Source organism: Bradyrhizobium sp. (genome assembly GCF_019244115.1).
Classification (GTDB): Bacteria; Pseudomonadota; Alphaproteobacteria; order Rhizobiales; family Xanthobacteraceae; genus Bradyrhizobium.
Window position 1 is genome coordinate 1 of sequence record NZ_JAFATE010000824.1, and the last position, 11,453, is coordinate 11,453.

At 65.1% G+C, this 11,453-nt stretch carries 9 protein-coding genes and 1 pseudogene; 7 read left to right on the top strand and 3 right to left on the bottom strand.

The genetic code is table 11. From position 1 onward, the window contains the following. The 4 genes and pseudogenes from JOZ76_RS34980 to JOZ76_RS34995 form a co-directional block, all read left to right on the top strand. On the top strand, window positions 1-1,010 hold a 1,010-nt coding region (locus JOZ76_RS34980; protein WP_291705938.1), incomplete at its 5' end, for an outer membrane beta-barrel protein. Window positions 1,011-1,456: 446 nt separating this feature from the next. Beyond that, on the top strand, window positions 1,457-1,891 hold the full coding sequence (locus JOZ76_RS34985) for a hypothetical protein (RefSeq protein WP_291705939.1): 435 nt from the start codon (window positions 1,457-1,459) through the stop codon (window positions 1,889-1,891). Between the two features lie 232 nt (window positions 1,892-2,123). Beyond that, window positions 2,124-2,816, top strand: coding sequence for a response regulator transcription factor (locus tag JOZ76_RS34990; protein WP_291705940.1), 693 nt, complete (start codon window positions 2,124-2,126; stop codon window positions 2,814-2,816). Window positions 2,817-3,246: 430 nt separating this feature from the next. After that, window positions 3,247-4,179 (top strand): annotated as a pseudogene (locus JOZ76_RS34995) (sensor histidine kinase); the annotation flags it as partial. Between the two features lie 84 nt (window positions 4,180-4,263). On the opposite strand, the gene JOZ76_RS35000 reads toward JOZ76_RS34995, so the two are convergent. Next, on the bottom strand, window positions 4,264-5,238 hold the full coding sequence (locus tag JOZ76_RS35000; RefSeq protein ID WP_291705942.1) for a DnaJ domain-containing protein: 975 nt from the start codon (window positions 5,236-5,238) through the stop codon (window positions 4,264-4,266). A 174-nt stretch (window positions 5,239-5,412) separates the two neighbouring features. Next, window positions 5,413-5,874, bottom strand: a complete 462-nt coding sequence (locus tag JOZ76_RS35005; protein ID WP_291705943.1) for a hypothetical protein — start codon at window positions 5,872-5,874, stop codon at window positions 5,413-5,415. A 456-nt stretch (window positions 5,875-6,330) separates the two neighbouring features. On the opposite strand from JOZ76_RS35005, the gene JOZ76_RS35010 reads away from it, so the two are divergent. Both JOZ76_RS35010 and JOZ76_RS35015 read left to right on the top strand, forming a co-directional pair. Then, window positions 6,331-7,191, top strand: coding sequence for an NAD(P)-dependent oxidoreductase (locus JOZ76_RS35010; protein ID WP_291705944.1), 861 nt, complete (start codon window positions 6,331-6,333; stop codon window positions 7,189-7,191). Further along, window positions 7,191-9,866, top strand: coding sequence for a M1 family metallopeptidase (locus tag JOZ76_RS35015; RefSeq protein WP_291705945.1), 2,676 nt, complete (start codon window positions 7,191-7,193; stop codon window positions 9,864-9,866). The genes JOZ76_RS35010 and JOZ76_RS35015 overlap by 1 nt, the downstream gene beginning before the upstream one ends. Before the next feature lie 9 nt (window positions 9,867-9,875). On the opposite strand, the gene JOZ76_RS35020 is transcribed toward JOZ76_RS35015, so the two are convergent. Then, window positions 9,876-10,769 (bottom strand): YwqG family protein, encoded by an 894-nt coding sequence (locus tag JOZ76_RS35020; RefSeq protein ID WP_291705946.1) that lies wholly within the window; start codon window positions 10,767-10,769, stop codon window positions 9,876-9,878. Window positions 10,770-11,110: 341 nt separating this feature from the next. Here JOZ76_RS35020 and JOZ76_RS35025 point away from each other — a divergent pair. After that, on the top strand, window positions 11,111-11,453 hold a 343-nt coding region (locus JOZ76_RS35025), incomplete at its 3' end, for a dihydrodipicolinate synthase family protein (RefSeq protein WP_291705947.1).

Sequence of the window (11,453 nt, forward strand, 5' to 3'; positions counted from 1 at the left end):
GCCATGCGCTGGTCGCCGACCTCAGAGGCTCCTTCACCGGCTATGGCGGCGCCTTGCCGGCGACCATCGACGGCGGCGTCAACCCGGCGCCGACCAATCTCGACCGTCCCGATTTCACCGGCCATATCGACGGCCGGCTCGACGTCACGCGCGATACCGACATCACCGCGCAACTTCGCCTGCGCGCCGCGACCGACAATCCCGGCAGCCCCAATATCCAGGCCGGGCTTTCCGAATATCCTGTTTACACCACGCTCGGCTCGACAATCGGCTTCGACCAGCGCTTCAACCGGCTGCAGGTCTCGGCCGGCGCCACGGTCGACCGCACCAGCTATCAGCAGAGCAAGCTCACCGATGGCTCGATCTCGTCGAATGACGATCGCAACTTCAACCAGTATGGCGGCGTGGGGCGCATCTCCTACGAGGTGCTGCCATGGCTGAAGCCATATGCGGAAATCGAGGGCGACAGCCGGGTGCATGATGTGCAGGTCGACCGCTCCGGCTATCAGCGCGATTCGGACGGCGGCTACGCCAAGGCCGGCACCTCGTTCGAGCTGACGCGGCTGCTCACCGGCGACGTCTCGATCGGCTATGCCGCGCGCAACTATGTCGATCCCAGGCTCAACCGGCTCGAAGGCTTCCTGACCACCGCCTCGCTGGTGTGGGCGGCGACGCCGCTGACGACGGCAAAGTTCTTCTCCGACACCCAGCTTGCCGAAACCACCGTGGCCGGCGCCTCCGGCGTCCTGGTGCACACCTACACGGTCGAGGTCGATCACGATTTCCGCCGCTGGCTGACGGCAATCGGAAAATTTTCCTACGGTACGCTCGACTACCAGGGCTTTGGCCGCAGCGACCGGACCTGGTCGGCCGAGGGCGACCTGATCTACAAGCTCACCCGCAATCTCTGGATCAAGGGTACGCTGCGCCACGACGTGCTCCAGTCCAACGAGGTGGGCTCGAGCTCGGCAGCGACGGTCGTGATGCTCGGCGTGAGATTGCAGAACTGACGCGATCAATCATTTTCGGCGAGCTTATTGCCCAGCATCTCGTGAGACGGCCAAAGGGGGCGGCGGTCGCACAAAGGCAAAAAGGTGGGAACGGTTCGATTTCTGCTCGCGCTCTGCGTCATGGTCACGCATACGAAGGGCAGCAGAATTTTTGGACGCGGTGGCGCATGAGACGAATGCAACCTGGGCAATCGGCGCCCCGAGAGCGCGGGCGTTTGTCCGATACATCGTGGCGTTCGCGGCGGCGAATTGCCACGCACGTGACCACAGACAAGCCATGATGACCGCGTGGCGGCGAAATCCCGTGATCACGCCGCGCAAGCTAACTCCTCTGTCAGAAACTGTCGCATTAGTCATTTGATATTGCTGACGCATTTTGGCCTGCTCAGGATCGCTCTGTTGCGCCGAAGCGGCCGCTGACAGGGACCAACAACGGAGGCATCGAGATGAGCACCAAGATCCTGCATCGCGTCGCGGCAGGCGTGCTTGCGGCGGCGCTTGCTCTGTCTTCACCGGCGTTCGCCCGCGGCGGCGGCGGTGGCGGCATGATGATGGGCGGTGGTGGAATGCACGGCGGCGGCATGGCCGGTGGACATGCCATGGGCGGCGGAATGCATGCGATGGGCGGCATGGGAGGCGGGATGCATGCGATGGGCGGCCCGCATTTCGCCGCCATGGGCGTCGGCGGTCCTCATTTCAGCGGCGCGCATTTCACACATGCCGCATTCTCGCCACGGTTCGGATTCCACCACCGCTTCCATCATCGCTTCTTCTTCCTCGGCGCGCCGTTCTTCTACGCCGGCTACGACAGCTGCTGGCGCCGGGTCTGGACGGCCTATGGAGTGCGATGGGTGAACGTTTGCGGAGATTACGTTTACTGACATGCGCCGTTGGGCATGACCGACAAGGAAAGCGCTCCCCATGTTTCCCGGTCATGTTCCGCAGTGTGACGGTCGCCAACGGCCGGGTCCGCAAGGGCCGGTGGCGGCCGTCACATTTTCGGCCCGCTTGCACAGGATGTGGAGTGCGATGAGCCGGCTTTTGGTGTATCCGTCGACGTCCGACCCGGCCGAAGTGACGGCGCCCGGCCAATCGTTCGGAGACTGAAGGTTCATGACAGGAAGTCACCGCCGCATCCTGGTCGTCGAGGACGATCCCGAGACTGCCGGCCAGCTCGTCGAGCAGCTCACGACCAGCGGCTATCAGGTGGACCTCGCCTCCAACGGCAGTGAGGCGCTGAACCGTGGCGGGGGAAGCGACTATGCCGTCATCACCATCGACCGCATGCTTCCCGACATCGACGGGCTCACGATCATGCGGCAATTGCGCGACGACGGCGTCGCGGCGCCGTTTTTGATCATCAGCGCGCTGGGCGAGGTCGACGACCGGGTGCGCGGCCTGCGTGCCGGTGGCGACGACTATCTGGTCAAGCCGTTTTCCTTCATGGAGCTTCTGGCGCGGCTCGAGGCGCTCGGTCGGCGCAGCGACACCATCGCCAAGGAAACCATTTTGCGCGTCGGCGATCTGGCGATCGACCTGATTTCGCGCACCGCCAGCCGCCACGGCAAGGAGATCCAGCTGCTTCCGAAGGAGTTCCAGCTCCTGGAATACCTGGTGCGCAACGAGGCCCGCGTCGTCTCCCGCGCCATGCTGCTGCAGCACGTCTGGGACTTGCATTTCGATCCATCGACCAACATCATCGACGTCTATGTCGGCCGGCTCCGTCGCAAGGTCGACGATCAGCAGGCCTACCCGCTGATCCACACGGTTCGCGGCGTCGGATACTGCCTTCGTGCTCCTAGCTAAGACCTTCACGTCCTCGACCTTCAAGGTGGCGCTGATCGCCATCCTGACTTTCGGCTCGGCGGTCTCGGCGATTTTCCTGTTCGTCTATCTGTCGACCACCTCCTACGTCCGCAGTCACGCCGATCGCGCCATCCTCGCCGACACCCAGAGCCTGCGCGAGGCCTATGAGCGTTCGGGACGCGACGCCCTCGCCGAACTGATCCAGCAGCGAATGGCGGACAAGGGCTTTGCCGACGGCATCTACGTTCTTGCCGACCCCGCTTCGACCGTGCTGGCTGGCAATCTGGCAGAGTGGCCGTCGGCGTCCGCAGACCTGTCGGGATGGACGGAGTTTCGCGGCTCGCCCCCGGCGCCGGCCACGATGAATGCGCCGCTGATCCGCGGCTTGCTCACCACTTTTCCGAGCGGCGACCGTCTCCTGGTCGCGCGCGACATCGGCCACCTCGATCATTTTTCGGCCCGGATCAGGACCGCCGTGATCCTGGGCGTCGTCCTGACCTTCGTGATCGGAGGTTTTACCGGCTTCCTGGTGACGCGGCGCTCGGTCGGGCGGATCGAGTCGATCAATGCCACCAGCCGCGCCATCATGGCGAGCGGCCTCGACAAGCGCATCCCGTTGCGCGGCACCCATGACGAATGGGACGCGGTCGCCGAAAATCTCAATCTGATGCTGGACCGCATCCAGACCCTGATGGGCGAGGTCAAGCAGGTCAGCGACAATGTCGCACACGACCTGCGCACGCCGTTGACGCGGATGCGCGGGCGGCTGGAAAAGGCCTATCACACTGAGCGAACCGCCGAGGCCGATCAGGCGCTGATCGGCGACACCATCGCCGATCTCGATTCGGTGCTGCGGATCTTCGCCTCGATCACGCGCATCGCGCAGATCGAGACGCAGGCCCGCAAGGGCGGTTTTCGTACCGTCAACCTGGTCGAGATCGCCGGCGAGGTCGTCGAGCTGTACGACGCCGCGGCCGAGCAGGATGCAACCCGTCTGTCGCTAGCCGGCGAGCGCGAGGTGCTGGTGACCGGGGATCGCGATCTCTTGTTCGATGCGATCGCCAATCTGGTCGACAATGCGATCAAGCACGGCCGCGCCGGCGGCGAGGTGACGGTTGCAAGCGAAACCGTCGAGGGCAGGCCGGTAATCTCGGTCGCCGACGACGGCCCGGGGATTCCGCCCGAGCAGCGCGAGCATGTGTTCAAGCGCTTTTATCGCCTGGAGCAGAGCCGCTATACGCCCGGAAACGGGCTGGGCTTGAGCCTGGTCGCGGCGGTGGCGCATCTGCATGGCGCGCGCGTCGAGCTGCTCGACAACGCGCCAGGGCTCAAGTTTCGCCTGTTGTTTGCGACCGCGGCATGAGGGTGATCGGATGAGGCGACACGCCGCAAGGGAGGAGGGAGCAAAGAGAGCTCCCGAAGAGGTGGACTTATGGGACCGCTCGCTTTAGCGGACCCGAAGAAGACTCCCCGCTTCCTCGCGCGAGGCATCCTGGCCCCGCCGCTGCGGCACCCCCGACAGCGCAAGCGCATTGGCCGACTGCGCGGCGCGCTGCCGCTTCAGCACGGAATCGGGCTTGCCGGCGGTCGCAGGCTCCGGCCTGACGCGCGCCGCCTTGTCAGACTTGTCGGAATGCTTGCCCTCGATCTGTTTCGCCCGCGCCACGTCGGCCAGCGCACGGTCGAATTTCTGCATGCGGTAGAGCACGATGCCGCGATCGATATAGGCGGCCGCGAATTTCGGGTTGAGCTGGATGGCCTGATCGAGATCGGCCATCGCGCCGTCAAGGTCGCCGTTGCGATAGGCGGTGATGCCCCTGGCCCGCAGCACCTCGCTGGCGTCCGCATCGCCGATGGTCCCCGCGGCCGCAGCAATGGCGGCCGTGTTGTCGGTGATCGTCTCGGTGGTAACCACGCGCTGGGTAATCGCGTCCGGCGGCGTGATCGCGCCGTCGTCCTTGGCGGCGGTGATCCTGGTCTCGCTCGCCTCACGCAAGGCCGCATGCGCAAGCGCCGCCATCTCGACCTGTCCGCGCGCCGCGGTGTCGAAGTCGTTCTGCGGCGCAAGGCCTGCGGCGGTCAGGTGTAACAGCAGGAGGTACACGCCGACGGTTGCAACCGAGCCGCCGGCAAGTCCGACCAGGCCGAAGGCCAGCTTGTAAATCCGTGTGGCGATCACCTGCGTGGTCACGGATCGCTGTTCGACCACCGCGAGATCCATCAGATGGTCGTAGGCGGCGCGCTGATCCGGGTCGCGAAGAATTTCGTTGGCGCGGACGATCTGCCTGAACTTCAGCCCGGCATCGGGGTCGCCGGGGCGGATGTCGGGATGACTGCCCTTGACAGCGTTGCGGAACGCCGTCCTGAGAGCTTCGGCGTCGTCGTTGGGAAGCGCTCCGAGCAAATCGTAAAGCGTCTTCATCTTGCACTCGTCCGGTACTCTACCCTCGACCCCGTCCGAATTCCCGCCACGAACTTTCTGTTGAGCACTCGCACCGGACGCTACTGGCGCAAATGATGTCGGCTTACTGCGGCAGAACAATGACGCAGATGGTGAGAGAGTGTTCGAGAGGTATTTTAGGAGAGCCTTACGTACTCAGCGCTGCGCGGTTTGTACCTCGCAGCGGGCGGCCACCTGCAGACGGCGCAGGCGTTCGCGCGCGATCTTCTCGGCATTCTGATAGCATTTTCGCTCGAATTCGAGCTTCAGATGGTCCCACTGCTCGGGATCGACGGTCTTCAGATCCGCCCTGCCAAAGCCACAATCGGGCGCGTGCACCGGTGTCAGCAATGCGCGGTCGATATGACACATTTGCCCCGGAGTGTGGGCCGGGTCTGACCTTGTTTCGACTTGCGGCGCGCTGCCCGCGCAGCCAGATACCACGAGCACGCAAGCCAGTGCGCGCAGATGCGCGAGTTTTGGGACCATGCGCACGTGCCGGAGCGCACAGCCGGCAAGTGCACTCAGTCGGATCGGCAACTCACGCACGTAGGAAACAGCGGCGGCCGCGTTCGTTCGCGGCGCGGCCTGCTGTGTTGATCCGGTGTCGTCGCACATCGCTGCCTGTCCGAACCTTCACGCCGCCCCGCCACGCGAAATTCGTTTTCGCTTCGCGCCGGCTGCGTCGTTGCCAAATCCAAGGTGCCGGCATGAGCCCGGTCGCGACCGCTGCGGAGCGAAGGTGGCGGCAAAGCAGGTCGCCTCTTGCGCGTGTCGGCAGGTCGCGTCGCGATGCTCGCGCACGGCAACGATTGCCCGGATCGAATGACCGGGCGCGGTGATCGTGCAGCGAAGATTTGAATTGCTTTCTAACAATGATGGTGAACCTTCTCCTAAAGGCAGCGGTTGCTGGCAGATCTAGCCAGCGTCGCTGCTTCGCATGGCCGAAAAGGCCTGCGAGATGCGCTTTCTTTGCATTCTGGGGTTGCGTATGGATGGTTCGACGCGTTCGCGCCTTCGTGGAATCGTCGTTAATGTCGGGCTAAGGTCGAATGTGAGATCTGGAGTTTCTGCATGACACTGACCATCGCCGTTATTGCGCCAGGTGCCATGGGGAGCGCGGTCGCGCGCCGTCTGGGCGAGCATGGCGTGCGGGTGCTGACGCAGTTCGCAGGCCGCAGCCAGGCGACAGTCGACCGGGCCGCCGCCGCCGGCATGATCGCAGCCTCCGATGCCGAGATCGCCGCGGCCGACATCATCCTGTCGATCGTGCCGCCGGGCGAGGCCGTGGCGCTGGCGGAACGGCTTGCCGGCCCGATCACGGCCGCGGTTAAAAAGCCTGTCTTCGTCGATTGCAACGCGGTCAATGTGGCGACTGTCGAAGCGATCGCCGGCATCATTGCGCCGACCGGCGCAGCCTTTGTCGATGCCGGCATCATCGGCCTGCCGCCAATGCCCGGCACCAAGGGGCCGGTGTTCCATGTCTCGGGCGCCGCGGCGCACCGGCTCGCCTGCCTTCGCGATGTCGGCCTCGACCTCCGCGTGATCGACGGACCGGTGGGCGCGGCCTCCGCGCTCAAAATGTCCTATGCCGGCATCAACAAAGGTTTTACCGCGCTCGGCGCCGCCATCGCACTCGCTGCCACGCGCGCGGGGGCAGACGCAGCGCTGCGCGCCGAACTGGCCGCGAGCCAGCCGCAGATGCTCGCCCGCCTTGAAAGAGCGCTGCCGGACATGATCCCAAAAGCCTATCGCTGGGTCGCCGAGATGCGCGAGATTTCCGGCTTTCTCGGACCTGATGATCCGGCAGGCCTGATCTTCGAAGGCTGTGCGCGGCTGTTCGAACATATCGCAAAGGAGAAGGAAACGGGCGGCGAGGATATCGCGCGCATCATCGCCTTTGCCGAGAGCGGCCGCGTGCGGGTGGACGCCTGATGCCGCGTTTCTTCCCGATCCTGTGCAGTCTTGCGGTGGCACTGGTCTTGGCCGGGCCGGCCGCGAGACAGGCCATCGCCGAGCCCACCTTCTCCTTCGACGCTGCGCCCGGCAAGCTGCCGAAGACCGTGGTCCCGCATCATTATGCGATCGAGCTCGTGCCCGATTTGACGCAGCTCACGGTGGTGGGAAGCGAGACGGTCGATGTCGAGCTGCGTGAGCCCGCCGCACAGCTGACGCTGAATGCTTCGAACGTGACGATCGCGGAGGCGAGCGTCGACAATGGCGCGCAGCAGGCCGAGATCGCGCTCGATGCCGGCTCCGAGACCGCCATGCTGGCCTTTCCGAAACCGCTTCCGGTCGGCCTGCACAAGCTTCGCCTCAGCTTCGCCTCGCACATCAACTCGTTCGCCCGTGGACTGTTTTATGTCGACTATCCAGCCGGGCAGGGCACCAAGCGAATGATCTCGAGCCAGCTCGAGCCGTCGGACGCACGGCGGATCTTTCCGTGCTGGGATGAGCCGGCTTTCAAGGCGACGTTTGCGCTCACGGTCACCGTGCCGCGCGCCTTCATGGCGGTCGGCAACATGCCGCCCGAGCGCGAGGATGCCGCCGGCTCCGACCTGAAGCGGGTCACGTTTGCGACCACGCCCAGAATGTCGAGCTACCTGTTCGTGCTCGCGGCCGGGGAGCTCGAGCGGCAGACCGTGCAGGCGGCCGGCGTGACCGTCGGCGTCGTCACCACGCGCGGCAAGAGCGACAAGGGGCGTGTTGCACTGGATAACGCCGCAAAGCTTCTCGCCTACTACAACGACTATTTCGGCATCAAATATCCGCTGCCAAAACTCGATCTGATCGCGGTGCCCGGCGGTTTTGGCGGCGCCATGGAGAACTGGGGCGGCATCACCTTCTTCGAAAGCCGGCTGCTGTTCGATCCCACGAGCAACGCGGAGACCGCGCGTCGCGGCATCTTCGCCATCCTCGCGCACGAGATGGCGCATCAATGGTTCGGCGATCTCGTCACCATGGGCTGGTGGGACAATCTCTGGCTCAACGAGGGTTTTGCCAGCTGGATGCAGGAGAAGGCGGCCGAGCATTTTTATCCGGAATGGAAGACCTGGCTGAACGGCTACGGCCAAAAACAGTTCGCGATGACGCTCGATGCGCGCCGCACCTCGCATCCGATCCAGCAAAAGGTCGCCGACCACAGCGAGGCGCAGACCGCCTTCGATGCCATCACCTACAACAAGGGCCAGGCCTTCATCCGCATGCTGGAAAGCTATCTCGGCGAGGCCACGTTCCGCGAAGGCATCCGCAGCTACATGGCCTCCCATGCCTACCGCAACACCACGACCGCCGATCTCTGGAAGGCGCTGGAAGCGGCGGCCCGCAAGCCGGTTGCGAAGATCGCCGCCTCGTTCACCGAGCAGGAAGGCGTGCCGCTGATCACGGCCGAGACGAACTGTGTCGGCGGCAAGCAGCAGCTCGTCCTGAAGCAGGAGCGGTTCGCGGTCGTGCCGGGCTCGGCGGGCGGGGCCGACAGCCTGCCTCAGCGTCGCTGGCAGGTGCCGGTTGCAATCGGAACGGCGGGCGCCGCGAAACCATCGCAGATGCTCTTGCTGGACGGCAACGCCGAGGTGATGGCCGGGCCGTGTGGCGAGGCGATCAAGGTGAACTTTGGCGACATCGGCTACTATCGGGTCGCCTATGGACCGGTCGATGGCGCGCTGATCGCAAAAGCGCTCCCCGCAATGAGCCCTGAGGACCGGGTCAACGTGCTCGCCGACGACTGGGCGATGGTCAAAGCGGGCTACGCCGCGCCTGCGTCCTATCTCGCGCTCGTGAGCGAACTCGACGCCGGCGACCGCCGCGCCGTCTGGGACCAGGTCATCTCGGCCTTTTCCAGTCTCAATCGCATAGCGCTCGAAAGTCCCGAGCGGCCCGCGCTGCAGGCCTACGCGCGGGCCCTGCTGCGGCCCGTGCTCGACCACATCGGCTGGGACGGCAAGCCTGCCGGCGAGGATGACGAGACGACACTGCTGCGCACCAGCCTGATCAACCTGCTCGGCGAGCTCGGCGATGCCGATGTCATCGCGGAGGCGAAGCGCCGCTTCGCGTCATTTTTGCAGGACCCGGCTGCGCTGCCGCCCGCCTTGCGCGATCCCGTGACCCACATCGCCGGCCTGACCGCCGATCTTGAAACCTATGACGCGCTTCTCGCTTTGGCGCGCAAGACCACCGCGACCAACGAGCGCCTGCGCTACTACTACGCAGCCGCGGCCGCCCGCGATGGCGCGCTGGCGCGCGCGACCCTGGCGCTGACGCTGACCGGCGAGCCGCCAATCACCATCGTGAACGGCATGATCAACACTGTGGCCTGGTCCGGCGAGCAGCCGGACCTTGCCTGGGAGTTCGTGCAGACCAACCTCGATGCGCTGGTCGCAAAGCAAGGTCCCGATTTCAAGGACCTGTTCATCCCGAACTTCATGACCAATTTTTCCGATGCCGCTCATGCCGACGAGCTCGCGCATTTTGCGCCCGCCCAGGCAACCTCCGGCGGGCGCGTGATGACGGCGCGGGCGCTGGAGACGATCGCGATCTCGGCCGATCTCAGAACCCGCGCGCTGCCGGCGATCGCCGCGTGGATCGCCGATCATCCCCCGGCGCGGCCATAGCGCAGCGTGTCACGCCCCTTCGGTGGTGCCCCAGGCGCGGTCAAAACGTCCGGCGGCAAGGTCGTCCGGCTTTATCCAGAACTGCGCCGCGCCCATGTCGCAGAACACGAAATCGCTGTCGACCGCCTTGTCGCTGTCGATCTGGAGCAGGAGGACGAGACCGTCGGCATAATGTTCTTCGGCCGTGCCCTGCAGGTTCTTGCCGACGCCGAGCATCTGATGGCGCGGGCATTCGAGAGCCCGATGCACGGTGCCGTCGCGGAACTGCTTCACGCGAACATATTCCAGCGCCTGCGCCTTGGTCATCACCTCGCCTGCACCGTTCAGGACCGGAAGCGCGGCGCCGGTCGCCCGCTCGATCGAGGCCACCATCGCCGCCTGGGCCGCCGCCGCATAGGCATCGGACTGGTCGGGAAAGGGTTCGACGCCGGCAAAGGTTTCGATCACGTAGGGTTCGATCGAGCCCTGGCTGAAACTGGTGCGGCCGGGGCCGCCCGTATAGTCGCCGCTCTTCTGTCCCAGCGCGTGGCCGAGATCCGGAGTGCCCTCCGGCGGCGTGCGCTCGGGGCCGGCGCGCTCGGAAAAAATGACACGGGTGTTGGCGAACGGCCCGCCATGGCCGCTCCACAGCATCTCCTCCACCATGTCGGCGAAGAAGAACAGCAGCCCTGCCTTCGGCAGCGGCGAGGGCGTGCGCGCGCCGGCCAGCGGGGTCGGTGGCAGGCGTGACAGGTCGATCTGGGCGAGGAAATGCAGGGGTTCGCCGGATTCGGGATGCCGCGGCCAATCGGTTCCGAACGGCAGCGTCGGCATGCCGCCGAGTTTGCCCATCGATCCCTGGCCGGGATGGCGGCGAAACCAGATTGCGGGCTCTCGCGCTTGATCCAATTCCTTGCTGTGCATGTTTCATCATCCGTTGGGAATGAGCGACGCCTCATCATCCGGCACGAAAATCAGATACACGGCTGGCCTTCCTCGCCCGCCGGAGCTGCAGCATCCCACCCACCTTGTTCCTGCTTAAGCGGCATTGGGTCGATTTTATGAAAATGATGCGCGTGGTGCGGATTGCTTGCGCCGGTTTTACGCCTGCCTCGAGAGGGCCGGCCACAATCTGACACCAATGTCAGAATCGGACGGCTGGCGGCTGTTTCCGGGTTCATGCGAGGCGCGTATGTCGGCTAAACTGCACTTGCGATATCGTTTGGGCCATGCCCTCCAACTTCGTGCGTGAACCCGCTTGTCCGATGTCTGATTTCCACGGTGTCTTTCCCTATCTCGTCTCGCCGGTCGATGCGGACGGGAAAATCCGCGAACGCGCGCTCGCGCGCCTCTGCGACGACCTGATCGGAAAAGGCGTGCATGGCCTGACGCCGCTCGGTTCGACCGGCGAGTTCGCCTATCTGGGTAGCGCGCAGCGCGCAGAGGTGGTGCGGATCACGATCGAGGCCGCGGCGGGCCGCGTGCCAGTCGTGGCAGGCGTCGCCTCGACTGCGACGGCGGATGCCGTCGCCCAGGCGCGGACCTACGAGAGGCTTGGCGCCAGCGGCATCCTGGCAATCCTGGAGGCGTATTTCCCGCTCGCCGACG

Coding starts and splice junctions, on each gene's coding strand:
- JOZ76_RS35020 (WP_291705946.1), bottom strand. CDS start 10,769: ATGCACAGCAAGGAATTGGATCAAGCGCGAGAGCCCGCAATCTGGTTT.
- JOZ76_RS35010 (WP_291705944.1), top strand. CDS start 6,331: ATGACACTGACCATCGCCGTTATTGCGCCAGGTGCCATGGGGAGCGCG.
- JOZ76_RS35005 (WP_291705943.1), bottom strand. CDS start 5,874: ATGTGCGACGACACCGGATCAACACAGCAGGCCGCGCCGCGAACGAAC.
- JOZ76_RS35000 (WP_291705942.1), bottom strand. CDS start 5,238: ATGAAGACGCTTTACGATTTGCTCGGAGCGCTTCCCAACGACGACGCC.
- JOZ76_RS34985 (WP_291705939.1), top strand. CDS start 1,457: ATGAGCACCAAGATCCTGCATCGCGTCGCGGCAGGCGTGCTTGCGGCG.
- JOZ76_RS34990 (WP_291705940.1), top strand. CDS start 2,124: ATGACAGGAAGTCACCGCCGCATCCTGGTCGTCGAGGACGATCCCGAG.
- JOZ76_RS35015 (WP_291705945.1), top strand. CDS start 7,191: ATGCCGCGTTTCTTCCCGATCCTGTGCAGTCTTGCGGTGGCACTGGTC.